The 26,870-nt window shown below is 58.5% G+C and carries 21 protein-coding genes and 2 tRNA genes; 11 read left to right on the forward strand and 12 right to left on the reverse strand.

Annotated elements, in window-relative coordinates:
* Window positions 1–109 precede the first annotated feature (109 nt).
* The 6 genes from G7Y41_RS06005 to G7Y41_RS06030 form a co-directional block, all read right to left on the reverse strand.
* The gene (locus G7Y41_RS06005) at window positions 110–1,240 is read right to left on the reverse strand and encodes a peptidase C39 family protein (protein ID WP_165315932.1); all 1,131 of its coding nucleotides are present in this window, start codon (window positions 1,238–1,240) and stop codon (window positions 110–112) included.
* The gene (locus G7Y41_RS06010; protein WP_165315931.1) at window positions 1,237–2,940 is read right to left on the reverse strand and encodes an ATP-binding cassette domain-containing protein; all 1,704 of its coding nucleotides are present in this window, start codon (window positions 2,938–2,940) and stop codon (window positions 1,237–1,239) included. Before G7Y41_RS06010 ends, G7Y41_RS06005 begins: the two co-directional genes overlap by 4 nt.
* Window positions 2,937–3,827 (reverse strand): ABC transporter permease, encoded by an 891-nt coding sequence (locus tag G7Y41_RS06015; protein WP_165315930.1) that lies wholly within the window; start codon window positions 3,825–3,827, stop codon window positions 2,937–2,939. The genes G7Y41_RS06010 and G7Y41_RS06015 overlap by 4 nt, the downstream gene beginning before the upstream one ends.
* Entirely contained in the window at window positions 3,824–4,786 is a 963-nt protein-coding gene (locus G7Y41_RS06020; protein ID WP_165315929.1) for an ABC transporter permease, read from the reverse strand. Before G7Y41_RS06020 ends, G7Y41_RS06015 begins: the two co-directional genes overlap by 4 nt.
* A 75-nt stretch (window positions 4,787–4,861) precedes the next feature.
* Window positions 4,862–6,457, reverse strand: coding sequence for an ABC transporter substrate-binding protein (locus G7Y41_RS06025; protein ID WP_231367242.1), 1,596 nt, complete (start codon window positions 6,455–6,457; stop codon window positions 4,862–4,864).
* A 115-nt stretch (window positions 6,458–6,572) separates the two neighbouring features.
* Window positions 6,573–7,946 carry a M20/M25/M40 family metallo-hydrolase gene (locus G7Y41_RS06030; RefSeq protein WP_196819464.1) on the reverse strand — a complete coding sequence of 458 codons (1,374 nt, stop codon included), beginning with the start codon at window positions 7,944–7,946 and terminating at the stop codon, window positions 6,573–6,575.
* 276 nt (window positions 7,947–8,222) lie between these two features.
* Between G7Y41_RS06030 and valS the strand changes: the two genes are divergently transcribed.
* The 3 genes from valS to G7Y41_RS06045 all read left to right on the forward strand — a co-directional run bounded on the left by valS (window position 8,223) and on the right by G7Y41_RS06045 (window position 13,772).
* Window positions 8,223–10,955, forward strand: coding sequence for a valine--tRNA ligase (gene valS / locus G7Y41_RS06035; RefSeq protein ID WP_165315976.1), 2,733 nt, complete (start codon window positions 8,223–8,225; stop codon window positions 10,953–10,955).
* Window positions 10,956–11,246: 291 nt separating this feature from the next.
* On the forward strand, window positions 11,247–13,289 hold the full coding sequence (locus G7Y41_RS06040; protein WP_165315926.1) for an AMP-dependent synthetase/ligase: 2,043 nt from the start codon (window positions 11,247–11,249) through the stop codon (window positions 13,287–13,289).
* A gap of 69 nt (window positions 13,290–13,358) precedes the next feature.
* Complete coding sequence (locus tag G7Y41_RS06045; protein ID WP_165217628.1) at window positions 13,359–13,772, forward strand: chorismate mutase; 414 nt, start codon at window positions 13,359–13,361, stop codon at window positions 13,770–13,772.
* A 117-nt stretch (window positions 13,773–13,889) separates the two neighbouring features.
* Here the strand turns inward: G7Y41_RS06045 and clpX are convergent, their stop codons facing one another.
* The 4 genes from clpX to tig all read right to left on the reverse strand — a co-directional run bounded on the left by clpX (window position 13,890) and on the right by tig (window position 18,370).
* A complete protein-coding gene (clpX, locus tag G7Y41_RS06050; protein WP_165215723.1) occupies window positions 13,890–15,146 on the reverse strand; it encodes an ATP-dependent Clp protease ATP-binding subunit ClpX in 1,257 nt (418 codons plus the stop codon).
* A gap of 228 nt (window positions 15,147–15,374) precedes the next feature.
* Window positions 15,375–16,019, reverse strand: coding sequence for an ATP-dependent Clp protease proteolytic subunit (locus G7Y41_RS06055; RefSeq protein ID WP_165215725.1), 645 nt, complete (start codon window positions 16,017–16,019; stop codon window positions 15,375–15,377).
* Window positions 16,019–16,642, reverse strand: coding sequence for an ATP-dependent Clp protease proteolytic subunit (locus G7Y41_RS06060; RefSeq protein WP_442984197.1), 624 nt, complete (start codon window positions 16,640–16,642; stop codon window positions 16,019–16,021). Before G7Y41_RS06060 ends, G7Y41_RS06055 begins: the two co-directional genes overlap by 1 nt.
* Window positions 16,643–17,035: 393 nt before the next feature.
* Complete coding sequence (gene tig / locus G7Y41_RS06065; RefSeq protein ID WP_165315925.1) at window positions 17,036–18,370, reverse strand: trigger factor; 1,335 nt, start codon at window positions 18,368–18,370, stop codon at window positions 17,036–17,038.
* Between the two features lie 48 nt (window positions 18,371–18,418).
* On the opposite strand from tig, the gene G7Y41_RS06070 reads away from it, so the two are divergent.
* The 3 genes from G7Y41_RS06070 (at window position 18,419) to G7Y41_RS06080 (ending at window position 21,194) form a co-directional block, all read left to right on the forward strand.
* A complete protein-coding gene (locus tag G7Y41_RS06070) occupies window positions 18,419–18,571 on the forward strand; it encodes a hypothetical protein (protein WP_165315924.1) in 153 nt (50 codons plus the stop codon).
* Window positions 18,572–18,661: 90 nt separating this feature from the next.
* The gene (locus G7Y41_RS06075; RefSeq protein WP_231367244.1) at window positions 18,662–19,258 is read left to right on the forward strand and encodes a DUF1349 domain-containing protein; all 597 of its coding nucleotides are present in this window, start codon (window positions 18,662–18,664) and stop codon (window positions 19,256–19,258) included.
* Between the two features lie 361 nt (window positions 19,259–19,619).
* Window positions 19,620–21,194 carry an MFS transporter gene (locus G7Y41_RS06080; RefSeq protein WP_196819465.1) on the forward strand — a complete coding sequence of 525 codons (1,575 nt, stop codon included), beginning with the start codon at window positions 19,620–19,622 and terminating at the stop codon, window positions 21,192–21,194.
* Window positions 21,195–21,478: 284 nt separating this feature from the next.
* Here the strand turns inward: G7Y41_RS06080 and G7Y41_RS06085 are convergent.
* Window positions 21,479–21,552: transfer RNA gene (locus G7Y41_RS06085), tRNA-Pro, on the reverse strand.
* A 116-nt stretch (window positions 21,553–21,668) separates the two neighbouring features.
* On the opposite strand from G7Y41_RS06085, the gene G7Y41_RS06090 reads away from it, so the two are divergent.
* A tRNA-Gly gene (locus G7Y41_RS06090) sits at window positions 21,669–21,742 on the forward strand.
* Between the two features lie 143 nt (window positions 21,743–21,885).
* Here G7Y41_RS06090 and G7Y41_RS10215 read toward each other — a convergent pair.
* A complete protein-coding gene (locus G7Y41_RS10215; protein ID WP_165315923.1) occupies window positions 21,886–22,002 on the reverse strand; it encodes an IS3 family transposase in 117 nt (38 codons plus the stop codon).
* A gap of 132 nt (window positions 22,003–22,134) precedes the next feature.
* Between G7Y41_RS10215 and G7Y41_RS06100 the strand changes: the two genes are divergently transcribed.
* The 4 genes from G7Y41_RS06100 (at window position 22,135) to G7Y41_RS06115 (ending at window position 26,853) form a co-directional block, all read left to right on the forward strand.
* A complete protein-coding gene (locus tag G7Y41_RS06100; protein WP_165315922.1) occupies window positions 22,135–23,208 on the forward strand; it encodes a substrate-binding domain-containing protein in 1,074 nt (357 codons plus the stop codon).
* Window positions 23,209–23,283: 75 nt separating this feature from the next.
* The gene (locus tag G7Y41_RS06105) at window positions 23,284–24,840 is read left to right on the forward strand and encodes a sugar ABC transporter ATP-binding protein (protein WP_165315921.1); all 1,557 of its coding nucleotides are present in this window, start codon (window positions 23,284–23,286) and stop codon (window positions 24,838–24,840) included.
* A complete protein-coding gene (locus G7Y41_RS06110) occupies window positions 24,833–25,828 on the forward strand; it encodes an ABC transporter permease (protein WP_165315920.1) in 996 nt (331 codons plus the stop codon). The genes G7Y41_RS06105 and G7Y41_RS06110 overlap by 8 nt, the downstream gene beginning before the upstream one ends.
* Window positions 25,825–26,853: an ABC transporter permease gene (locus G7Y41_RS06115; protein WP_165315919.1), complete on the forward strand. Its 1,029-nt coding sequence runs from the start codon at window positions 25,825–25,827 to the stop codon at window positions 26,851–26,853. Before G7Y41_RS06110 ends, G7Y41_RS06115 begins: the two co-directional genes overlap by 4 nt.
* Window positions 26,854–26,870 lie beyond the last annotated feature (17 nt).

Here is a 26,870-nt window from a genome sequence, read left to right on the forward strand (position 1 = left end):
TGGAGTTTCACGGTGTCAACCGCTAAGCCCAATGGTAGCCGGTCGATTGCTTCATCCTCCGACCGTGGTGACCGCGTCGGGAATCACCATTCGCATAGGCCCTGGGTGCTCAGCCAACCAGGAGCGCTGCGCGGTGTGGCTCTCGCTCGTCCTCGGACCACTGCGCCACATTCCACAGCACCTGCGGCTCAACGGCAACGGTATGCGTCTCAACCCATGATTCGCCCCACGCCTCATCGCTCCACGGATCGTGAACGAGGTAGGCCCCCTCAGTTCGTCCCCAGACAAGGATCCAGTGGGGAACCTCCTCGCCGGTAATGTCGTGAAGATCAACGAGGAGGACAACGACCTGCCCGTCATCTAACGCCCGATCAATGTCAACGAGTGAGAACTCCCCGATCCGCTCGGTCACTCCGGCGTTGAGTGCCCGTTTGTGGTGATCGTTGAAAATGTACTGTCGCTGCGACCCGGGGATCAAAGCGCACGACCCTGACATTCCAATGAGAGGGCCGGCAACATCTGCGAGAACGTCAACTCGTGCGCCTCGGTCAGCCAGTGACAGGGCGAGGCCGAAGTGGTCCGAACCCCCGAAGTACGTGGCCTCACGCCAGATACTCAACTCCGCGTCGATTCCGTCCGTGGGCTGATGACCCTGAGCATCAAGCGCCATGATTCCCGCAGCGGGACCGCATGTGAACTCCGTTTTTTGTCGTTCGTAGCGAGGTGATGTTGTCACGTCCAGTTCGCCACCGTCCGCGCGGCGCACCCATCCGGAAATCTCATGAAAATTGAATTGCTCCGGCGCATCGAAGGAAACTCCTCCGCTCGGAGTGTCGAGCTTGCCAAAGCCGCGCGATATCAGGGTGTCCTCAAGGGCGTCGTCATCCCCCCGGGTTTGTGCCTTGACGAGGACGGACCCGGCCTGACGTGCCTGCGCGATCACTGCGTCAACCAACGCATCGAGGATGATCCTCAGCTGCGCGGGATCGATGTGCGCTCCCCCATCTGCGATCGTCCAATCAGCGATGCGTCGCTGACTTGCTGCTCGACGGTGAACCTCCCACATGAGGACACATACCCGAGAATCAGCCTCGTCGCGTGCCACGTAGAGAGAGCATTCTTCAAGCCCTGCAACGCATGACCACAGTTCAGCCGATGATTGCGGCACTCCTACCCCGAGAAGTTCCGAGCACAGGGAATCCCCAGAGGGTGGCGTGAGTGTCGTGATCGTCACTGTCATCGGTGGTCTCCTGAACTGCTGAGCGGAGAAGTATCAACGCCGGGCACGGCCGCTAAAAGCCTCTGCGTGTATTCAACGCGAGGAGATGAGAGAAGCTGCGCCGTCTTTCCTTCCTCAACGATGTACCCGTCTTTCATGACGATCAGCCGGTCGCTCATCTGGCGGGCAACGGCAAGATCGTGGGTGATGAATAGTAAAGCGAAGCCTTCAATCTGCTGGAGGCGGCATAGGAGCCTGAGGATCTGCGCTTGAACCGACACGTCGAGGGCGGAGACGGCCTCGTCACAAATGAGCAGCTCCGGTTGGGTAGCGATCGCCCGAGCAATCGCAATGCGTTGGCGTTCTCCCCCCGATAGTTCCGAGGGGAAGCGTTTGAGATAGTCAACCGGCAAGTCAACCTGCTCAAGGAGGTCACCGGCACGTGCTCCATCTCGTCCTGCGGCCCCTAAAGCCTCGGTCAGTGACTGTTCAATGCGCAGCGCCGGGTTGAGCGCAGAGTAAGGATTCTGGAACACAATGCCCACTGGACCGGCGGTGCGTCGCCGCCCACGTCCACTCGCCTTCGACGAGGAATCTGAGAGCAACGACCGCGAGGGCTGGATTCTCAGGCTTCCGCCGTCAGGGGTTTCCAAACCAATGAGGCATCGTGCCAAGGTTGTTTTCCCTGATCCGGATTCGCCGACGATACCAACGGACTCCCCCGCCTGAATGTCGAGGGAGACGCCATCAAGAGCGACGTGGGCGTCGCGACTGCGTGCCGATCTGAAGATTTTGACGAGGTTTTCAACAACCGCGATCGGGGGCCTGGGAGGATTCGCGGTGGTGACGCCGCCCTCGTCCTCGTGAATATCGGAACTTTTCTCGGTGTCAGGTAGGGGGGATTCACGCACGTCACCGCAGGAGTGAGCACGTGGGTCGGGTCCGTCGATGCGCGGCTCAGCCTGAGCGAGAGCCTTCGTGTATTCGGCACGAGGATGAACGAGGACGAGGCCGACATGACCTGATTCAACGACTTCCCCGGCCCGCATCACCACAATGTCATCGCCAAATTCACGAGCAAGCGCGAGATCGTGCGTGATGAGAACAAGCGCCATGTGTCGCTTCGAGCGAAGATCGGTCAGGAGCGTGAGGATGTCGCGTTGCGTTGTCACATCCAAAGCGGTTGTTGGCTCATCCGCAATGAGGACGGATGGCTCAGCGTCAAGAGCTGCACCAATGGCAACTCGCTGACGCATACCGCCAGACAGCTCATGCGGGAACGCTCGACGCACCCGCTCATCAAGACCCACCTCGGTTAAACGTTCCCGAATCCGTTTTTCTTTGTCCACGCGCCGGCGGATTCTGTGCGCCAGCATCTGATCGCCAGCCCGCTGCGTTGGTGACAGTGACGTGAAGGGATCCTGCGGGAGCCACACGATCCCTGAACCCCGAAGGGAGCGCAGTTTCTCAACCGGATCGGCAAGGTCAATGGTTTCGCCGTGGATGGTGACGATCCCTGAGTGTTCGAGGCCAACGGGAGTTAACCCGCAGATCGTGCGGGCAAGCATCGACTTCCCCGCGCCGGATTCTCCAACGATGACAAGGGTGCGACCGGCATATGCGGTGATGTCCACATCGGACACGAGGGCACGCTCAGCGCCGGGAACACGAACGGTAACATGCGAGGCCGCTAGAGCAGGGACCGAGGACGATGAGTTCATTGCGCGATCCTTTCTGCTGATCGTGATGACCACCAGTCACCCGCAATGTTGATGGCTGTTGCAGCACCGATGATGAAAAGACCGGGAACCACGCACGCCGCCGGATTCTGGAAAATGAAGGCACGGCCATCGGCAAGCTGGCGACCCCAGTCAGCCGCCTGAGCGGACACTCCGAAACCGAGGTAAGAGAGCCCGGAGATGGACACGAGGGCGAAGGCAACGTTGACGAAGAGGTTCGCCCAGACAATCGGGAGGACGTTCGGGAGAAGGTGGACACGAAGAATCCGCGGGGTTGACAGGCCTAGGACACGCGCGGACTCCAAGTAGGGTTTGGGCATCTGCTGGAGAGCTGCGGCGCGAATCATCCGAATATCCGAGGGAGCAAAGAGCACAACGAGCACAGCAACTGTCACCCAGTAGGAGCCCCCGAGGATTCCGGCAACAACGATGGCCAGGAGAGTCACCGGTACGGAGAGAAGAATCTCACTGGTTCGCGAAACGATGGCGTCCCACCAACCGCCAAACCACGCTGCTGTCAAGCCGAAGACGATGCCGAGGATCATTGAGCCCAGGGCAATGACCAGCGGACCAACCAGTGCCGAACGTGTGCCCGCAATCGTCAGGGCAAGGACGTCACGTCCGAGGGTGTCGGTCCCCAGGAAATGTCCGGGGGTGCCCGCCGGAGTCACACCGATCCCCAGGTCCTGTGATAGCGCGTTGGGAACAAGAAGTTCGGGAATCGCTGCCCACACGGCAAGGACCGTGAGGATGATGAGCGAGAGTGTCACTGAGAATGGGATGGTCCGCAGGAGGCGACCAAGCCTGAGCCAACGCGAGCGGATCGGCCCATGAGGAATTGGCTCATCACGAACGGGAGGGATGCTCATACGATCCTCCTCGAATGGTTCGCCCCGAGGTTTTGAGTGGGGTCGAGGACGGCGGCGAGCAGGTCCACGACGAATGTCACCGTGATGATGACGAGGGCGATGAGCAGTGCGAGTGCTTGAACAACTGGGACATCCTTAAAGGTGATGGAATCAGCGAGCAATTGCCCAAGACCGGGCAGGGAAAACGCCTCCTCCACGAGAATTGTCGCGCCGAAAAGCGATCCGAGAATCAACCCGGCGGACGTGATGATGGGAATTGCCGCGTTCTTCATGTACATTCCCGTGATGCGTCTGCGGCTCAGGCCACGCGACTGAGCGAAGGTCACGTAGTCCTGGGTGAGTTCACGGGCAACAGATGCCCGGGTAATACGGATGATCGTTGCCGCCGTTCCCGTTGCTAACGCAATCGCCGGCAGCGTCAGATGCCACAGGGTGTCAAGGAATGATCCCCCGGTTCCATACGTTGGGAACCATCCGAGCATCACGGCGAAAACATAGAGCAGAACCATTCCCAGGGCGAATCCGGGGGCGCTGATTCCAACAACAGCCCAGCCAACGATTGCGCGATCAACGCGGCTATCGATTTTACGTGCGGCAAGAAGCCCCAGAGGGATACCAACCCCAAGTGCAATGACGAACGCTAAGAAAGTCAGTTCGAGCGTCAGTGGGAGTCGCTGTCCGATGACCTGTGTCACCGGTGTTCCCGAACGGATCGACGTGCCGAAATCCGCGTGCAGCGCCCGACCGAGCCAGTCAACGTATTGCACGATGAACGGGTCATCAAGATGATACTGGGCGGTGATTGCCTGGCGAACTTCAGGGGTTACCTGGCGGTTTCCCACGAGAATTTTCACCAGGTCGCCGGGCACCAGGTAAAGCAAAGAGAAGATGAGAAACGAGAGAACAAGGAGGACTCCGATGAATTGGAGGAGCCGTGAGAGCACGTATCGTGCACGCATCCCCGTTCCTTTCTCCGCGTGTTCTTTTCCGATGTGCCGGGGACGGTATCGTCCCCGGCACATCCCACGAACTGATTATTCAGCGATGTCGAGGCTCACGGCCCACGGGGTCATGAAGTAGAAGGACGTGTAGTCCTTCGGTGACACCGTCGAAGCGAAAGCCGTTGATGCCTTACCCCACCACACAGGTGAGTAGATGACATTTTCCTGGGCAATTTTATTCGCCTCGATGATCTGTTCAGCTCGCTTGTGTGGATCAGTTTCCGCATTGGACGCGGCAATGAGGTCCTGGACTTCGGTGTTCTCATAGCGAGCAGGGTTCTGCGGTCCAAGCAACCATCCGGGGATTTCAGCGGCATCACCCGTGGTCGGCGTGTACGACATCCAGTTAAGGCCGTACTGACCGGTCCCCAAGGTGGTGATCCACTCTTCAACCGGCTTGGAGGTGACGGTGAGGTTGATTCCCAGTTCCTTGAGGTTGTCGGCAATCGCCAGGGCAGCTGTTCCCAGCTGTGGGACCGAGGACGGGTAGAGAAGCTCCGCATCGAAACCCTCGGGAACGGATGATTGCTTGAGTTCCTTCACTGCGGCTTCCATATCGAACGTGTAGTTCGGCAGGTCGCTCAGGAGTTTTCCAGCCGCTTCAACGCCGATCTGAGTGCCCAACTGATCAGCCGGTTCCAACCCGGTTGCAACCGTTCCTGATCCTGAGAGAACGGAGGAAACGATCGATTCACGATCAACGGCGTGGGCAATGGCTTTGCGCACGTGGATGTCATTGAACGGTTCAACACCGGCGTCAAATGTCAGCCCAACATAGGAACGATCGGATTCCGTTTTGATCGTGGTTCCAGCAACAGCCTCGTACTGATCAAGGTGGTTCGTTGGAACTTGCAGAGCGATATCAAGAGCACCCGATTGCAGAGCAAAGAGTCGCGTGTTTTCATCGGCAAAGAAATCGAATTGAATTGTCTCGGCCTCGAGTTTACCACCCCACCACGTGTCAACTTTCTTGAGTGTCACATGCGAGTCTGGCTGAAATTCAGTGACCTGGTAAGGGCCGGTTCCCATGATGAGGTCCTGCGAAGAACCGTAGGTTGAGGCTGCCTCGTAGAACGACTTCTCAGTGATCCACAGTCCACCGTTGGCGGTGACCGTCCACCCGAAGTTCTGTGCGGCGGCGGGAAGAGTGATCGTCACTTCCCAATCGCCGGTTTGTTCAACTGTGGCATCGCTGGGCCAATACACGGCCGACGACGGGGACTTTTCCGGGTCTTTGCCGAGGTTGATCGAGAAGAGCACGTCTTCCATCGTCACGGGGTTTCCATCGTGGAACTTCGCATCTTGACGGATCTGGAACGTCCAGGTCACGCCGTCGTCGGTGTTCCATGACTGTGCGATCGCGGGGATCAGTTCACCCTGGGCGTTGACGGCGAGAAGCCCCTCGGATGTCACCTGGGCAATGTAGTAGTTGAGGATTCCGGTCTCGTGGGAAATATCGAGCGTCGAGACGGAACCAGAGAGGCCGACGTTGACGACCCCGTCGAAAGCACCTTCTGTTCCTGAGGATTGGGATGCTTGCTGGGGTGCACACGCCGCCAATCCGACCAGCGCAGCAGTGCTGAGCACGGCGATCGCCGTGTTCTTCACATATCGTCGGTTCATCAGCATGAAGCCTCCATTTCGCCAAAGTGAACGTTCTCTAGAACGCAGAACTCACCCTAAATACGGCTCAGCTAATTTTCAGGATGTAGCTACCTGGTGAGCGACTGTGACATTGGAGCTCTTAGAGCCTGAGAAAATCCCGGACGACATCCCCCAGGGCGCGGACGGTGAGTGCGACATCTTCAAGTGCCATGTGCTCGTCATGGGCGTGAAGCTGCGAATAAACGGCCCCGAGGGTGCGCTCTGAGGCGTGCGATCCGAATCCGTAACCCACTCCCCCACGCTGTCGCGCAGCCCTGAGATCTGTGCCCCCGGGGAACAACACAGGCACGATCCGTGAATCGGAATGTTGCGTTTTTAACACCCGAGAAATGCTCTCAAAGAGCCGCGTTGTGGCGGGGCTCTCAGAGGCTGGATCACTCAGGAGCCTCTCGATCGACACACAGTGCGCGAGGTCGCCGAGCGCACGGCGAATCTCAGCGTCCACGTCGTCGTCGGTGACTCCTGGAAGAGTTCGGATATCCATCTCCAGGTACGCCGATGACGGGATCACGTTGATCGGCCCGCCGGCCCGCATGACGGTCTGCGCGAAAGTGACATGGGAGATCGCGTGGGCGTAGGCCGCTAGTTCACCGAACTCAGAAAAGTCTCCGTCGTAGGTCCCCTCAACGAGATCGTGACGCACGTCAGCATCGAAACCGAAAGCATCAACAAAGCTCTCCCACAGAGGCGACGGAACAATTGCCCTCCCCGCGTCACGCAATCGACGCGACACTTCGACGATCGCCTCAAGAGCCGAATGTTTCCCGAAAGGGACCGACCCGTGGCCGGGATCACCGTGGACATGGATTCGGCGCTGAGCCGCACCCTTTTCTCCGACGATGACGACGACGCTATCTTTTCCGTCCGCTGCGTGGATGTGCGCACCTCCCATTTCAGACAGGCAGTTCTGCCACGGGATGGCGTCAGGATGTTCACGCGCAATCCACGGAATCCCCAGTCCCCCACGAGCTTCCTCATCGGCCGCGGCAACGAAGGTCAAAGTTCCCGCAGGCTTGGGGCCGGTTGCAATCCGTCGGGTTGTCGCGGCCATCGCAGAGGTCAGGGTGAGCATGTCAACGGTCCCTCGCCCCCAGATCGCACCCTGGGCAATCTCAGCTGCAAACGGGTCACGGCTCCATCGGTCCTCATCAACCGGCACGACGTCAAGGTGTCCCATGAGTGTCAGGCTTGGCGCCCCAGGGTCATATCCAGCGACGGTGACAACGAGCGTTGTGCGTCCGGGGTGAGCTTCGATACGGCGTAGGGTGACGGGAGTGTCACGAAAGTACTCTTCGAGAGTTTCCACGGAGCGTGCTTCACTGCCCGAATCGGGAGTGAGGTCGTTGACGCAGGCGTTGCGCACGAGCTGGGTCAGCAGGTCAAGAGTTTCTCTTTCGAGGCTGCCCGCAGCGAAGTCATCTCTTGTCCACTCGTGATCCTTGGTGTTCGTCACGCGCACCTCCTTGGGGTGTGGGGTGACCTCGTAGGCACCCTCCGTTGTCTAAGTTCTGTCATCCACGCTACGCCACATTAACGAGGACGACGCCGCTTCGTCACCGGCCTGTGGATAACGAGCCGTGGTGACGAATGCTGTGGATATCTCCACGACCCACACCCGCCTGTGTATTGCAGGCCTCATATTTCGACATGCGGGTGTATTGGTGTCACAGGCTGCTGGCTCGTAGGCTTAGGTGCGTATATGTCCACGACTCGGATGGAGAACATGCACATGGGCGAGCGTCCCGACCTGACCCCTACGACCGTTCCAGCACCCGTGGTCCCTGACCGCGTCGGCGCCGAAGGCCTCGAAGCCAAGTGGGGTGAGCAGTGGGAAACCCAGGGAACCTACGATTTTGATCGCACGGCGACGCGCGAGGATGTCTACTCGATTGATACTCCTCCGCCTACGGTATCCGGTTCTCTCCACGTCGGTCACGTCTTCTCCTACACGCACACCGACGTTATCGCTCGCTATCAGCGCATGCTCGGCAAGTCCGTGTTCTACCCGATGGGCTGGGATGACAACGGCCTGCCAACGGAACGCCGCGTCCAGAACTACTACGGTGTTCGCGTTGATCCCACGCTTGCGTACGAGGAAAATTTTGTTCCCCCGCACGAGGGCGGCGAAGGAAAATCCATTAAAGCCCGCGACCAGAAACCGATCTCACGGAAGAACTTTGTTGAACTGTGTGAGCGTCTGACCGTTGAGGATGAGGCCCAGTTTGAGTCCCTGTGGCGTTACCTTGGCCTGTCCGTTGACTGGAAACAGCACTATCAGACGATCGGTACGCGTGCCCGCAAGGTTGCACAGGCCGCGTTCTTGCGCAACCTCGCTCGAGGTGAGGCCTACCAGAGCGAAGCACCTGGACTGTGGGACATCACCTTCCAGACGGCCGTTGCGCAAGCGGAACTCGAATCGCGTGAATACCCGGGCTTTTACCATCGCATTGCTTTCCATGTGACGGATGCGGATGCTGCCGCTCAGGCACGGGCCGCAGGTGCCCCCATTGAAGGCGACGTTGATGTCTGCATCGAGACCACGCGTCCTGAGCTTCTGGCGGCCTGCGTCGCCCTCGTTGCCCATCCCGATGATGAGCGCTACAAGCCGCTCTTTGGGACAACCGTGGCTTCACCCGTGTACGGGGTTGAGGTTCCCGTCCTCGCTCATCCCGAAGCTGAAATGGACAAGGGTGCTGGCATCGCCATGTGCTGTACCTTCGGTGACACAACCGACATTGACTGGTGGCGTGACCTGGATCTGCCGCTGCGTGCGATCCTGCGCAAAGACGGACGTATTCTCACCGATACCCCCGAGTGGATCACCACACCGGAGGGCATTGCCGCATACGAGGCAATCGCCGGTAAAACCACGTTCTCTGCCCGTGAGTTGGTTGTTGCCGCTCTTAGGGAATCCGGTGAGCTTAAAGGCGAACCAACGAAGACCCTGCGTCAGACAAACTTCTTTGAGAAAGGCGACAAGCCGCTTGAGATCGTCACCTCACGCCAGTGGTATATCCGCAACGGCGGGAAGACGTGGGATCACCCGGTCTCGGGAGTAAACCTTAACGACGAACTCATTGAGCGGGGGCGCGAACTGAAGTTCCACCCTGAATTCATGCGCGTGCGCTATGAAAACTGGGTCAAGGGACTCAACAACGACTGGCTGATTTCGCGTCAGCGTTTCTTCGGTGTCCCCTTCCCGCTGTGGTACAAGATTCGTCAGGACGGCGAGGTTGATTACTCCGCGGTCATTACCCCCAGTGAGGATGCTCTTCCGGTTGATCCGTCAACCGATGTTCCCGCGGGCTATACCGAGGCACAGCGCGGAGTTCCCGGCGGATTCGCAGCCGAACTCGACATTATGGACACCTGGGCAACCTCGTCTCTCTCCCCTGAAATTGCCACGGGATGGCTTGACGACGAGGACCTGTTCTCCCGGACTTTCCCAATGGATTTGCGTCCGCAGGGTCAGGACATTATTCGCACGTGGCTGTTCTCCACCGTTGTGCGCTCTCACCTTGAGTTCCGTTCTCTCCCGTGGAAGCACGCGGGAATTTCCGGATGGATCCTTGACCCCGACCATAAGAAGATGTCGAAGTCGAAGGGCAACGTCGTTACCCCGATGGATTTGCTCGTCAAGTACGGGTCTGACGCGGTGCGTTACTGGGCGACATCCGCACGTCTTGGCTTGGATGCCACTTTCGATGAGCAGCAGATGAAGATCGGGCGTCGCCTGGCAATCAAGGTTCTCAACGCCTCAAAGTTCGCCCTGACGATGGGCGGTGAAGATGCCAGCCTCGACCTTGATCCCTCGCACGTCACCTGTGACTTAGACCGTTCCGTTATCGCACAGCTGCGGGAGGTCATTGAAACCGCAACCAGCGCCCTGGCAACCTACGATCATTCACGCGCCCTTGAGGTCACGGAAACCTTCTTCTGGACTTTCTGTGATGACTACCTTGAGCTGGTCAAGGAACGTGCCTACAACCGTGAGGGCACATGGAACGAGGACGAGGCCGCGTCCGCACGCGCTGCCCTTGCCATCGTTATTGATCACGTCGTTCGGCTTTTGGCACCCTACCTGCCGTATGTCACCGAAGAAGTGTGGTCCTGGTATCGCACCGGCTCGATCCACGTTGCGCCGTGGCCAACAACAAGCGCTCTTGAGGGAGTTGGCGGTGACCGGGAGGTCCTCGCTCAAGCATCGGGTGCCCTCATTGCGCTGCGCCGGGTGAAGTCCGAAGCGAAGGTGTCACCGCGCACCCCCTACCTTGCTGTGACGCTTGAGGCTCCCAAGGCGGCACTTGCTCACCTTGAGTCCGTTCGCCCTGACCTCTCTGCCGCATCAAAGGTCGAGGGCGAGCTTGTGCTCAAGGCAGCTCCCACCTCTCAAGACGGTGAAGCTGCCGTGCGGGTTGCGAGCTTCGAGCTGGGCGAGGCACCCGCCCGCAAGAAGAACTAACAAGCACACACATTCGGGCCGGCCCACCTCAGGGCCGGCCCGATCTCCAGTAGTCAGACAGCGATTGCCGATCAGGCACACAATAGTTGAATCGTTGCCTTGTTCCTTACGTCGAGGGTCATCTCTCCTCTAATCTAAGGTCACCCGCCTCGTGGCGTTTCGGCGCCGCTGGGAGGATGGGAGATTCATCCCCCACCTACGGGAGTCACATCGTCGCCTATCCTGGCGAAGAGTTGAACATCCCGAAGGATTAGACTGATAGTTCATTCCACGCAACATAAGGTCGTTCACATGACTTCTCCACGCGAAGACACCCCGAAGGAAACATCCGATAAGGAAATATCTGACTCGGTGCAGGCCGACCTCGTCCTCGTCAATGAGAACGACAAGGACGCAACCCAGGCCACTGGCTCCTCCCCCGCCCAGGATGGGCAAGCGACACCGGAAACTGACATCGCTGCCGACAGCGCCACCGCTGACGCCCTCGACGAACTCGGGGAAAACGGTGCGACCACGGCGTTGGAATGGCATGCTCCCGTGTTGGTCCGCACTGATGAGCACACAACAATTCCGGAACTCCTTAAACGCCGCGTCCAACGCTCGCCGCGGCACTCACTGATTTTACGCAAGCAAACGATCTCTGATTCGTGGATTCCCGTGACCGCACGCGACTTCTACGCCGAAGTCCAAGCTGTGGCTGCCGGACTCATTGCCTTGGGCCTTCACGCCGGTGAACGTATCGCCATCATGTCGCACACCCGCTACGAGTGGACGCTCCTTGACTTTGCCTCGTGGACCGCCGGGTTGGTTCCCGTGCCGATCTACGAAACTTCCTCGATTGACCAGTGCAGCTACGTTCTGCGTGATGCGCAAGCACGCGTGGTGTTCACGGAAACAATCACGATGGCCGAAGTGGCTAAAGCCGCTGCTGAAAGAGCCGGGCTGGATGATGTTCGCGTTCATTCCTTTGACTCCGAAGCTATTGAAACCCTCATTGATCAGGGGGCAACGACGCCGCGCTCCGAAGTCTCTGCCCGAACCAACGGCCTGACCACGGATGACATTGCGACCATTGTTTACACGTCCGGCACCACAGGCGAACCCAAAGGGACCGTCATCACGCACGGAAACTTCACCGAACTCTGCGTCAACGCCCACGCGTGGATGCCGGAGATCGCGATGTTCCCCGAATCACGGCTGCTGCTTTTCCTCCCCCTCGCGCACGTCTTTGCTCGGTTCCTTGAAGTTTTCCAGATCGCCTCCGAGGGCGTTCTCGGCCTCTCCCCTGACACGAAGAATCTCCTGCCCGACCTGGCAACCTTCAAGCCAACGTACCTGCTTGTTGTGCCGCGCGTACTGGAGAAAATCTATAACTCAGCCGATGCCAAAGCCTCTGCCGGGGGCACGCGCAAGATCTTCCGCTGGGCCGCTGACGTCGCGATCCGCTATTCCAAAGCCCTCGACACTGAGGAAGGACCGTCCCGGTCCCTCAAAGCACAGCGAGCCGTGGCCGACAAACTCGTCTACCAGAAAATTCTCAAACTCGTTGGCGGGAATGTTGGCTATATCGTCTCCGGTGGCGCTCCCCTGTCCACGTACCTTGGGCACTTCTACCGAGGCCTGGGAATCCCCGTGCTCGAAGGATATGGCCTCACCGAAACCGTTGGTCCCGTTTCCGTTGGCACGCCGCGTCTGTCGAAAATCGGTACCGTGGGATGCCCGCTCCCCCCGATGTCCGTTCGTATTTCTGACGAGGGCGAGGTTCTCCTCAAAGGTCCGTCCGTATTCGCCGGATATAACAATAAGCCCGAAGCAACCGCTGCCGCTTTCACCGAGGACGGGTGGTTTAAGACCGGCGATCTTGGCTCACTTGACCGTGACGGTTATCTGACGATCTCCGGGAGAGCGAAAGAAATCATCGTTACCGCCGGTGGGAAGAACGTTGCCCCCACCGCTTTGGAGGATCCGCTGCGCGCGCACCCCCTTATTTCTCAGGTCATCGTTGTGGGAGAAAAGCGCCCCTTCATTTCTGCTCTCATCACTCTTGACGCTGAGATGCTTCCCCTGTGGCTCAAGGCCCACAGCATGGGGACGATGTCGGTTGCCGAGGCAGCGAACAATATCGAAGTTCTTGCGTCTTTGGAACGAGCCGTTGCATCTGCCAACGAGCATGTCTCACGTGCCGAATCGATCCGCAAAATCAAAGTTCTCACCACCGATTTTACCGAGGCTAACGGCCTGCTCACCCCGTCCTTGAAAGTGAAACGGAACGTTGCGCTCAAGCGTTTTGCTTCGGTCATTGACGAGATCTACGGTGGTCCCGTTGAGGACTAAGAACAGGTGCGAGGCAGTGTCTCGCACGCGCAGCAACACTGGGAATATGAAATGACAGCGAAGGACAACATGGTGAGGGCAGGTTTAGAGGATCGTGCGGGGGCTGAGACTTCTCACGTACTCACGGGGGCAGCCGGTCCCGCTGATCCACCCGAACTCGCGATCCCTGCGGAGCTTGCCGCCGCCCGCGCAACTATCGACAACATCGATGCCGCGCTCATTCACATCCTCGCTGAGCGTTTTCGGTGTACGCAGAGAGTTGGCCACATCAAGGCCGTTCATCATCTCCCCCCGGCCGACCCTGAACGTGAAGGTCGTCAGATTTCTCGCCTCCGTGCTCTTGCGGAGCAGTCGGGCTTAGACCCTGACTTTGCTGAGAAGTTCCTGTCTTTCATGGTCACCGAGGTGATCCGCCATCATGAGGATATTCGGGCCGAATACCACGCGGGCACGCCCGACGCCGATGAGTCAGGTGTCTCATAGAGCAAGCGCGCGGCTTTCTCCTGTAGAGCAAAGGTCCAACCTTCAGGAACTGTCAGGTTAGCGCGCCCGGAGCGCCGAAAAACGCTCAGCGCCAAACGCACCTGCCAGAACGCACCCTTAGGCAGTCTGGGCGGTCTCGTTGGTGGACGGATAAAGTTCAGCCTCGCCGGTGCCTTCGACGTGGTCGCGCGTAACGACGACGCGGGCAACATCATCTCGGCTTGGCAGCTCAAACATCAGGTCGGACAAAGTTTCTTCCATGATCGACGAGAGCCCACGAGCACCGGTTTTACGTGCATTTGCTTTCGCGGCGATTGCCAGTAGTGCCTCGCGGGTGAACTCCAGGTCAATTCCATCGAGGTCGAAGAGGTGCTGATATTGATGAACCAAAGAATTCTGCGGCTCGGTGAGGACCCGCACCAGGTCTTCTTCAGTGAGTTCTTTCGTTGATGTCAGGATCGGCAGTCGTCCAATGAATTCGGGGATCATGCCGAACTTGTGCAGGTCCTCAGCGGTGACGGACTCGTAAAGATCACCCATTTCGGCGGTGGAACGCAACTCGGAACCAAATCCCGTTGAGCGCCGCCCCATTCGTGCCTTGACGATCTCTTCGATTCCAGCGAAAGCTCCGGCTGCGATGAAGAGGATGCCGGAGGTGTCGATCTCTAGGAACTGCTGGTGAGGGTGTTTGCGTCCGCCCTGTGGTGGCACGGACGCAACCGTTCCTTCGATGATCTTCAAGAGCGCCTGCTGTACGCCTTCACCGGAAACGTCACGCGTGATGGAGGCGTTCTCTCCCTTACGTCCGATCTTGTCGATTTCGTCAACGTAGATGATGCCGCGTTCAGCTTTCTTGATGTCGCCGTCGGCCTCTTGGATCAAGCGCAAGAGGATGTTCTCCACGTCCTCGCCAACGTAGCCAGCTTCGGTCAGGGCGGTGGCGTCAACAATTGCGAAAGGAACTTTCAGCAGTCGGGCCAGGGAACGCGCGAGATGTGTTTTCCCGGTTCCAGTTGGACCCAGGAGAAGAATGTTGGATTTGGTGCCGAGCATGTCTTCGTCGTTGCCGGCTTCGCGTGAGCGCACACGCTTGTAGTGGTTGTACACGGCCACAGAGAGGGCGCGTTTAGCGCGATCCTGCCCGATGACCCAGGAGTCGAGGAATTCGTTGACTTCTTTAGGTTTAGGCAGCGGTGTCGACGTCTGCTCGGGTTCTTGTTTACCGAGCTCTTCCTCGATGATTTCGTTGCACAGGTCGATGCATTCGTCGCAGATGTACACACCGGATCCACCGATGAGTTTGCGCACCTGCTTCTGGCTCTTCCCACAAAAAGAGCATTTGAGCAGTTCTGCACCATCTGTCAGCCGTGCCACCGCGTGTCCTTTCTTAACCTGCGCGGTTTTCCGCGCATAAACCTGTAAGTAACCCTATGTGAGGGAATGACGCGATGCCACTGGGCACGCTGATGGGAATAATGTCGCACCGACGCCTGCCCCGGGTGCATCCAGGCGCGCCTTCCCCGCATGATTTCAGTGAGGATACGCCGGCGCCCGGCCCTCATTGTCGAGGAACCGGGCGGATATCGCAGCCGACGCAGTCGCTTACTGGGCTTTGCGTGAGGCGAGCACCTGGTCAACCAGACCGTAGTCTGCTGCCTGCTGAGCGGTGAGGATCTTGTCGCGTTCAATATCGCGCCGAATCTGCTCGGCAGGGGTTCCCGTGTGATGTGCGAGAGTGTCTTCAAGCCACACGCGCATGCGGTCAATTTCATCGGCGACAATCTGAATATCCGATGCCTGGCCTTGCATCCCCTCCATTGCCGGCTGATGAATGAGGATACGGGCGTTTGGCAGGGCAAGGCGTTTGCCGGGAGAACCCGCTGCCAGAAGCACAGCGGCAGCCGAAGCCGCTTGACCAAGGCACACAGTCTGAATCTGGGGCTTGATGTACTGCATCGTGTCGTAGATCGCTGTGAGCGCTGTGAAGGAGCCGCCGGGCGAGTTGATGTACATGGTGATCAGCGAGTCTGGGTCCTGGGATTCCAAGACGAGCAGCTGAGCCATGACGTCATCAGCGGACGCGTCATCAACCTGAACGCCCAGGAACACAATTCGGTCCTCGAAAAGTTTGGCGTAGGGATCCTGACGCTTAAAACCGTAGGCGGTGCGTTCCTCGAAGTTGGGCAGGACGTAGCGGGCCTGCGGCATTTGACGGGCAATTGCCTCGAAGTAGGGCTGTGTTGTCATCACTCTTCTCCGTCCTGGGCGCGCTGGCCAACTTCTTCGGGGGATTCAATGACGCGGTCAACGAAGCCGTATTCCAAGGCTTCGTAGGCGCTGAACCACTTGTCACGATCAGAGTCGACCTCGATCTGCTCGACAGATTTTCCGGTGCGTTCGGCGGTGATCTCTGCCAGTTCTTTCTTCATCTTGAGGATGAGGTCGGCGTTGATCCGAATATCCGTGGCAGAACCGCCTGCACCACCGGAAGGCTGATGCATGAGCACCCGCGTGTGCGGCGTAATGTAGCGCTTGCCCGGGGCTCCGGCAGTCAGCAGGAACTGGCCCATTGAAGCGGCGAGCCCCATAGCAACGGTGACGACATCGGGCTTGATGTATTGCATCGTGTCGTAGATCGCCATGCCGGCGGTGACGGATCCACCGGGGCTGTTGATGTAGAGATAGATGTCGCGGTCAGGGTCTTCGGCGGCAAGGAGGAGCAGCTGCGCGCAGATCGCATTGGCGTTCTCGTCTTGCACGGGGCCGCTTAACCAGATGATGCGTTCTTTCAGCAGCCGCTGGTAGACGGAATCACCGAGTCCCAGCGGAGCCTGCTGTCCGCCTGATCCTTGAATATGCACGTCGCTCACGTGCGCCTCCTTGTTCGAATGGGTTCGCCTCCCGAACCCTGCTGGCCACTAAACTATCGGGTTTCTGTGCGGCGAGGCATGTTTAATGGTGTCTTTTCGCTGTGGGCGCATCCGAATACCTCGCAGTCGGGGGTGCTGTTGCCCGAAGGCTATTTTGTGCCTCGACGCCGTGGCCCTCAGGGAAGGGACCACGCTGGCCCTCCCAGTAGGGCACACGCTCCCAGGCACCACGAAATGGCCGATACGCCCAGTTCTACACCGAGACCCTGAGGGCAGGGGCTCCCGGTGTTTTCTCTTACAGAAAATACCAGCGAGGGCCGGCGCTTTCGCGCCGACCCCCGCTCAGGTCATCTCCCCCAGTTCATCCGCTTATCGGAGCGAGGGATGAGTCACTCACTGCGCAGATGCGGCCTCGTCGCTTTCCTCGCCGGCGTGACCTTCTGGGGCTTCGTCAGCCTCAGCCGCGGCCTCACCGAGGAATGCGGACAGATCAACGTCGTTACCGTCGGCATCCTGAACCTTAACCACGCGCAGCGCCTCAATGAGGGCCTTCGCACGTCCCAGGTCGGCCACAACGGATGCCATCTGCTGAGAGGAAGAGAACAGCTGGTTGATGTCCATGCCGAAGTTCTGGGACATCTGGATCGCGTAGTCGATGAGTTCCTGCTGAGACACCTGAACATCAAGCTTCTTCGCGATGGCCTCGGACAGCAGCTCAGAACGGTAGTCGCGCTCGATCTGGGCGCGAGCTTCCTTCTTTTCCTTCGGCTTGGCATCCTCGGACACGCGGTGGGACAGCTCGTGCTCAATAACGGACTCAGGCAGGAGGATCTCGGTCTTCTCCAGCAGGTGCTCAACCAGGTTGTCACGAGCCTGTAGCGCCTGCTGCGAGGTCTTCGAGGTAGCGGCCTGCTTGCGCAGATCTTCCATGAGTTCGTCCATCGTGTCGAACTCGGAAACCATCTGAGCAAAATCATCGTCAGCTTCGGGCAGCTCACGCATCTTCATCGCTTTGACGGTGATCTTGATGTCAGCTTCTTCGCCCTCGTGGTCTCCGCCCTTGAGCTTCGCGGTGAACTCGACCTCTTCACCGGCCTTGGTGCCGCGCAGAGCCTTGTCCTGTCCGTCAAGCATGTTGCCCGAGCCGATCTCGTAGGAGACATCGGAAACGGAATCAACCTCTTCACCGTCAATCGTTGCCACCATGTCGATGGTGGCGAAATCACCGGTCTTGGCCTTGCGAGTGATTGTCTTGAGGGTGGCGAAGCGTCCGCGCAGCTCATCAAGTTCCTTCTGCACGTCCTCGTCAGTGACCTCAGCGGTGTCAACGGTGATGACGGTGTTTTCGTCGAACTCGGGCAGCTCGAAGTCGGGAACAACAGGCACCTCGGCAGTGAAGACCAGCTGTCCGCCGGGCTCTCCGGTGGTGTTCGGGATTTCGGTGACCTCAACTTCGGGCTGAGACATCGGACGGAGCTCGTTCTGTGCGACAGCGTCTGAGTAATGTCCGGGCAGGACCTCGTTGACAACCTGCTCGATAACGGCTGCGCGGCCGAAACGGCGATCAATGACGCGCGGCGGCACGTGGCCCTTGCGGAATCCGGGAATGGAGACCTGACCGGCGATGTCCTTGTACGCCTTGGTCATCTCGGATTCGAGTTCCTCGTAAGGAACCTCAACTGTCAGGCGAACCTTGGTGGGCTCTAGGGTCTCAACGGTGCTTTTCACGTGCGTGCACTCCAACGAATTTGGTATATGGGACGCCCATGCGGGCGCATGACAACTCGGCCAGTCTACGACAGGCAAGCAAAAGAGGGACAGTCACAAACGTCAACGTGGGGAAAATGCAGTGAATTCCACTCAGCCTCGTCCTCGTTCTCCTTCTTCATTAACGAGGACGACCCTGGCTTACCCACGCTCCTGCGCTAGGCTGGGGGCGTCGGGGGCTCGGGCGCTGACTGTTTCATCCCGCTCCCCGACTTTTCGCTCGTCGGCCGCGCTACGACACTTGGAGGCCCCGTGACTTCATCGCTGCCCACCGAGATCCCCTGGAACGACGGAACATGGACGAATGAGCCCGTAGAAACCCGAGTCGAGGGCGGGGACCTGGTTGTTACCGCACGGGAAACCAGCGACGCGTGGCGCCTAACGTCCTACGGGTTTATTCACGACACCGAACACGGTCTGCTTGTTCCCTTCCGCCCGGGAACAGCCGTCGAAGTGGAGTTCACCGCAGATTTTTCCGAACAATTCGACCAGGCCGGAATTTTTATTCGCCGCGACGATGACCGCTGGGTGAAAGCCGCAACCGAATTCTCCGACGGACAGCTCAACGCAGGAGCTGTCGTCACGAACGGCTACTCAGATTGGTCGCTTGCACGGGTCTCGCAGTGGCTCGGCAAGCGTGTCCTCATCCGCGCAAGCTGGGCGGATCACGCGTTAACGATTCGCGGGGGAATTGTGGGAGAGCCTCTTCGACTGCTGCGTGTTGCGCCTTTCGAGGAGTCCGACGACGTTATGGCCGGTCCCCTGATCTGCGCACCCACGCGATCGGGGCTGACGATTCGTTTCCATTCATGGCGGATCACCAAGGCCGATCAGGCGCTGCATCCGTAGACACCGGGCTGTGGACAACGAGATATTTCCAACACCGAAACGCGGTGATTTCGGCTTACGAAGACCGAAAGAAAATTGCTAGCGTGCCACACGGCGTCAGCGTCCTCGTGCGCGAGAACACCGACAATGCCTGCACTGAACAGTCGCTTCGGGCCACCTCAACGCCGACACACGTTGGCAACCACGCCCACATGCGCGACAGAGCCGAGCAGCCAATTCGCACCACGTGCAACAAGCGACACCTCGTGTCACTGCGCTCACCACGGCTCAAGACCAGCAGGTCGCACAGACGTTCCATTCCGGAGGTACACACCGATGCGGAGTGGATGGGGCGCCACATGAAACGATGAAAGAGGCACACGTGTCCACCTCGACAGCCACGCGACAGGAAAAGACTGTCCCCACTGTCCCCGAAAACCCCGCACACGCTCAATCCGGCGCTCATTCCCCCACGTCGGGACACCCACACGTTCACCGCCCGCACCTGGTCATGTCCGGGCTCTACGTTGGCGCATTCCTGGGAATGCTCTCCGAAACTTCCATGAACATTGCGCTGCCCAGCCTCATGGACCACTTCAACATCAGCGCAGGAATCGCCCAGTGGATGGTCGTGGGCTACATGCTCGCCATCGGCATCATCCTGCCGTTCGTCGGAATCCTCCTCAAATGGGTGAACGCGAAAACTCTCGCTCAGTGTGCAGCCGCGATGTTCTTCGTCGGCGCACTCATGTCAACACTCGCGCCGAACTTCGCGATCCTCCTCACAGGGCGCATGCTTCAAGGAATCGGCACAGGCATTGTGCTGCCCATCCTGTTCTCCGCGATCGTTCACGTGTTCCCACCTCACCTCATCGGCGCGGCAACCGGCATCGCCGGACTTGTCATCATGTTCGCGCCCGTCATCGGCCCGACTGCCGCAGGAATCCTCGTATCCGCGATTTCGTGGCGAGCTATTTTCGCACTCTTCGCGATCGTTGCCTGCGTATCTTTCGCGCTGCTCAGCGCATTCTTCACGAACCCCTTCCAGCAGACCCGCCAGCCCGTTGACGCGATCTCCGTTGTCACCTCAATCGTCGGCTTCGGCGGCCTCGTGTGCGGCGTGTCCTTGCTGTCCGAGCAGGGTTTCTCGCCCGTGGTCATCGCCCTCATCGGCGTCGGAGTGATCGTCATCGGCATCTACGCGCAGCGTCAGCTGACAATTGCGCACCCCGTCCTCGACCTCGCGATCCTTGGACGTCGCGACTTCCGTGCATCGGCGCTCATCGTCACCCTGTCATTCACCTGCACGCTCACCTGCATGTACATCGTTCCTCTCGAGCTTCAGCGCGGCCTCAGCCTCGACTCCTCTGTCGTCGGCATGCTCATGCTTCCCGCGGGAATCATCAACGCCGTGTGCTCGATGCTCGCTGGTCGCCTGTTCGACAGATTTGGGGCCGCTCCCCTCGTTCGTTTCGGAGCGCTGCTCACGCTCATCGGCATCGTTCTTTTCACGATGATCGGGACCACAACGAACGTGTTCTTCTTTATCGGAGCGCACGTGATCCTCATGGTCGGTATCCCGTTCATTCAGCAGCCCGCCCAGTCGGCGGCACTCTCCAGTCTGCCGCGTCAGGAGGCCTCTGACGGTTCAACGATCCTCAACACTCTTCAGCAGGTTGCCGGGGCCATCGGCACCGCGATTGCCACGTGCCTTATCGGCCTGGGGTCTGCGTCGAACACTGTCGATGCTGCTGGGGGATTTATCACGGGTTCGCGTTTTGCCTACGTGTTTGCTGCCGTCCTCGTTCTTGGAGCACTCGCAATTTCGCTGACGCACCGCTCGCGTTCAGCCGGTGATGATCGGGGCGAGGATCGTTCTCAGGCTCGTGCGAAGAACCGGGACTTAGCGGCTGATATCCAGGATGATCTTCACGCAAAGGCCGGAGTTGAAGCCTGAGCAGAAGCTGAATTCCCAGCGGTGACGCTCAGTAGAACCGTCTGAATATCCACACACATCCCGCGCCTCTGCCCCCACGCAGAGGCGCGGGTTTGTTATGGAATGGACATGAGATGACGCGCCGACAACGCCTTACCGGTGCGGTGCTGGGTTATTGGCCAATAGGCCGCGGTGCTTCCCGAAAATCGTGGATGCCCGGGAGGTCGGTGTTGGCCGTCGATTCACTTGGCACACACACAAATACCCCAGGAAAAAACGGAACTATCGCCTGGGACATCACAAGGTCGGGGTGACAGGATTTGAACCTGCGACATCCTGCTCCCAAAGCAGGCGCGCTACCAAGCTGCGCTACACCCCGGTGCACCAACGGCGAAGATTCGCCGTTGCCACCATGACATCATAGTGGCAAGGAGCCTCGATTTCACAATCCGACAACTTTGCCGCTAGTATGTTCTTCGTTCCGAAAGGGACCTTGCGGATGTAGCTCAATGGTAGAGCCTCTGCCTTCCAAGCAGATTACGCGGGTTCGATTCCCGTCATCCGCTCCACTAGAACGTCACTTTGGATACAAGGATTTCCGGCCACGCCGGGAAGTAGCCGGGGTGGCGTTTTCGCTGTTCTGGGGCGGTTTTCGGGGTGTTGGCTCTGGCCTATAGGTCAATTCGTGTTGGTTTGGACTGAACCCTGTTTGTTAGACAGCGAGTTCGTATTGTTGTCGGCGTTTTAGTGGGCTGGCGTGTAGTCTGCTGACGATTCGTTGGGTGTTCCACCAGTAGATGTATTCGGTGATGATTCGTAGGCAGGGCATATCGTCACTGCGTCACGTTTTGATAACAAGATGTCGGATTGTTGCAATCTTCTTGGTCACGGGAGTAAATTGTCGCCATCAGGTTTTTTTCAATCTGAAAATAAAGCATCGCAGATCAAAGGAGATTCACCGATGGCTCGCAAGTTCCTCGGCGTCGCCGCAACCCTGGCCGCCTCAGCTTTGATGATCGCCGCATGTTCCACCCCAACCCCCAGCGGAAGCGACCAAAGCGCATCCGCATCAGGCAAAGCCCCCTGGACTATCGGGGTATCAAACGGCTTCGTCGGCAGTGAATACCGCACCCAAATGATCGAGGACATCCAATCCGTCTTCGACGAATACAAGGAACAGGGACTAGTTGATGACCTGATCCTTGAAAATGCCGATGTCGACGCAAACGGTCAGATTCAGCAAATCCGCAACCTGATCAACAAAGGCGTTGACGTCATCATCGTCGACCCAAACTCAGCAACTGCATTGAACGCAGTCTTCGAAGAAGCAGTCAGCCAAGGCATCAAGGTCTATGCCATTGACCAGGCCGTCGAATCTGAGAAAGTCACCAATATCGGAATCGACCAGCAAGAACTTGGCCATGCAAGCGCCGAATGGTTCGCCGAACAAGTAGGGAACAACGCAAAGATCGCTGTCGTCGCAGGCACCGCAGGAAACCCCGCGACCGAAGCCCGTTGGGCCGGTGCAAAAGAAGTTTTCGACGCCGCAGGCATCGAAGTTGTCGCAACAGCTGACGGCGGTTGGGACCAAGCAACCGGCCAAACAGTTGCCGCCGACCTGCTGGCAGCATACCCAGATATCAAGGGCATCTGGACATATGACGGCATGGCGCAGGGCGTCTTGCGCGCAGTCGAAGCAGCAGGAAAAACCGACTCTTTGGTCGTTGCCGGAGAGGCTCGCGTCGGATTCATGCGCATGTGGGCCGACAAGATCGACTCCGGCTTCAAATCCGTCGGCATCGTGAACCAGCCAGGAACAGGCGGAACAGCGCTGCACTTTGCAATCAAAGAACTCCAGGGCAAGACCATCGACCCTTCGAAGATCACCGACGGTCACACCGTCATTCTTCCCCTCGAACCAGCCCTAACCAACGATAACTTCGTCACAGAATGGGACAAAGTCAAAGACAAGGAAGACACCTACGTCCTTGATTCTGTCCTTACGTCGACCGAAGTTGACGCGTTCTTCAAGTAAACCCTCCCGGTGGGGTTGGCCCGCCACCTCACGTGCCAACCCCACCCCACACCAGCCTTTGCGAACGGACCACCCATGTCATTCCTCGAAATGACGGGCGTGGACAAACACTTCGGTGGTGTACACGCCCTCGCACACGCCTCACTTCATGTTGAAACGGGAGAAATTCACGGACTCCTAGGCCCCAACGGATCAGGAAAATCAACCCTGAACAAAATCCTTGCCGGAACAGTTCAGCCCGACGACGCTGCGATCCGCATCAACGGCAACACCGTCACCATCAAATCGCCAAGAGACGCGCATAAAGCAGGAATCGCCGCGGTGTACCAACAGCTGTCCGCAGTACCCGACCTGACGATCGCACAGAACATCATGCTCGGCAGAGAACATTCGACAGCCGGTTTCCTCACCCCAAAAGCGGACAGGTGCGAAACTCAAGCGGTTTTTGACATCATCAAACCCGGCCTTACCCCCGGAACGACGCTATCAACACCCCTCGCCAAACTGACACCCGGCGACCAACAGCTTGTCGAGTTCGCAAAGGCAATCGCACGCAAACCACGACTACTCATCCTCGACGAAGCCACCGCCTCGCTACGTTCCGATCAAGTCAAACTGGTATTCACTACCACGCGACAACTCGCGGACAGCGGACTGGCAGTCATCTTCGTTTCGCACCGGATGGAAGAAATTCGTGAAATCTGCCAACGCGCAACCATCCTGCGATCCGGACGCACAATCACGTCGATTGATGTCCCATCGACAACAAACAATGAAATCGTCACGCTGATGGTCGGCCGAGAAACCAACGGCACAATCCGTCAAGCTATCCCCACAGAAACACGTAACGAACCGGCACTCGAGGTCGAACATCTCAGCGCCCCCTCATTCAGCGACATCTCATTCACGGCAGCACCCGGCGAGGTCATCGGCCTGGGAGGCCTCCAAGGCCAAGGCCAATCGGAACTCCTGCACGCCCTCTTCGGATCACAGACCGCAACCAGCGGACGTATCACGCTCAATGGAACAAGCGGACTTCCTCGCCGCCCCCACGACGGAATGAAACGCTCAATAGCCCTGGTCCCGGGTGATCGAGACAAACAAGGCCTCATGGGCAAACGCTCAATCCTTGAAAACCTATCAATCGTCTCGCTTCGACACCGACTACGGTTCCGCCAATTCATTTCGATGAAACGCGAACGCGCCAATGCCAACCAGCAAATTCAAGCAATGTCCATCAAAGTCGGATCCGCCACCGATCCAGTGACCAGCCTCTCGGGCGGAAATCAGCAAAAAGTTGTCCTCGGAAAATGGCTGGTCACTGACCCCCAACTCATCCTTCTCGATGACCCAACCAAAGGTGTTGACATCGGTGCAAAAGAAGAGATCTACTCAATGATCAACCAAATGACATCCCGCGGCGCGGTTGTCATCCTCAATTCCAGCGATGACGAAGAACTTGTCGCGCTTTCCCACCGAGTCCTGGTCATGTTCGAAGGTCGAATCACCCGCGAACTCGAAGGCGACAACATCACCGCGACAAACCTCATCGAGGCTGCACTCGCGGGGCGAAATCCAGCGCACACGCAAACCTCCACACGTCCCACAGTTGCAGGAGGCAATAATGACTAGTCTCCAACAGCGCAGCGCACATCACCCCGCACGCGCTCTCCCTCGAATCTTCGGTGACCTACGAGGAACGTCAACCCTGGTCACATGGGGCCTGCTCATTGTCGCGGTTGTCCTTGCAGCGATCCTCCAACCCAAGTTCTTCACGCTCTACTCCATCACCTCAAATTTCGCGACCTTCACTCCCCTGGTTTTCGCAGCGGTCGCACAAGCCGTCGTCATCCTGTCGGGTGGACTAGACCTGTCAGTCGGAGCAGTGATCGCCCTGAGCTCCGTCACCGCGCTCACCGTCATGAACGGTGACGACACAAAAATCGCACTGGGTTTCATCGTCGCGATCCTCACCGGAATCGGATGCGGAATCGTCAATGGAATCATCATTGGCGTGGTTCGTCTTCAACCGCTCATCGCAACCTTCGGCACACTGTCAATCTTCTCTGGGATCACATTGCTGGTACTCCCCCAACCCGGCGGAGCAGTCCCGCCAGCGCTCACCAGTGTCTACCGAATGGCCATTGGCCGACTTCCCATCTCGCTGCTGCTGGTCCTCAGCTGCGCCCTTCTGTGGTGGATCCTCTCGAAAACAGTGTTCGCCCGCCATGTCTATGCAGTCGGATCGAACGCCGAAAGCGCCTACGCGTCGCTTGTGCCCGTGACGGGGGTGAAGATCGGTGCTTACGCCACATGCGGTTTCTTTGCCGGACTTGCTGCGCTAGCAATTCTGTCGAATACCGGTTCCGGAGACCCCTTCATTGGAGAATCTATGGCAATGGACTCCATTGCTGCATGTGTTTTGGGTGGCATCGCTCTTTCGGGTGGTCGAGGCAGTGGTTACGGCGCCATAGCGGGTGCACTGATCCTCTCACTCACCTCGAACATCCTGTTCTTCATCGGGGTTCCTACAACATACCGCCAACTTGCTTCCGGCCTGGTCATCATCGCCGCCCTCGCATTGTCGGTCCTCTCACCTAAAGGAGGGAAAACACAATGAGCCAGACACCGTCACCTGCACCCACGGCCACGTCCCTCCCAACTCACGGAGAAGGTCGTTCATCGGCCTCGTCGCGACTGCTTGGCTTCGTCAAGAACCCGATAGCCGTGTCAGCTTTCCTCACCGTAGCCCTGCTCGTGGTAGGCAACATCATCGCACCAGGCTTCGCGGCGCCGTCACAGATCACGTCGATGCTGCGCGTCGCTTCGTTCCTCGGATTCATGGCGATCGGACAAACCATCGTCGTCCTCTCCGGTGGCGATGGAATCGATCTTTCAATCGGAAAAGTTGCGACTTTCAGCGCGATCATCGCAGCCCGGATCATGAACGGATCAGATTCCAATGTCGTCCTCGGGCTGGTACTCGCACTGCTCGCGGGAACACTGATCGGCCTAGCCAACGGCATGGGCATCGTATTTTTACAAATCCCCCCGTTCGTCATGACCCTCGGCATGATGGGAGTTGTTCAAGGGCTCGCACTGGCTTACACCGGTGGCGTGGCCGCCGGTCGAGCAGCACCAATGCTCACCGCACTGGTTGGGAAGGGATCATTCCTGGGGATCCCCGGAGTCCTGTGGGTGTGGCTCATCATCAGCATCCTGGTCATCGCGATCCTTCGACGCACCCGATTCGGCTGGGAACTCTACGCCGTCGGCGCGAACCGTGAAGCAGCGCGCCTGTCCGGCATCAACGTCAAAAGCAGGGTTCTCCAGGCATACGCAGCCTCCGGTTTCTTCGCGGCGCTCGGTGGAATCATGCTGGTTGGCTATACCGAATCCGTGTTCCTCAACTTAGCTGACGCCTATACCCTGTCCTCCGTTGCTGCGGTCATCATTGGCGGAACTCTCGCATCTGGCGGCATCGGAGGCTATGCGGGAACCGCGATCGGAGCCATCGTTTTGACCGTCCTGAATTCTTTCCTCACGACGCGCGATATTCCCGAGGCCGTCCGCACAATCATCAACGGCGTCGTCCTCGTAGCTTTGCTTGCTGCTTACGGCAGGCAAAAACGACTGAGAAATTAGCGCGGATGCTCATCGGT

Source organism: Schaalia sp. ZJ405 (genome assembly GCF_011038885.2).
Taxonomy (GTDB): Bacteria; Actinomycetota; Actinomycetes; order Actinomycetales; family Actinomycetaceae; genus Pauljensenia.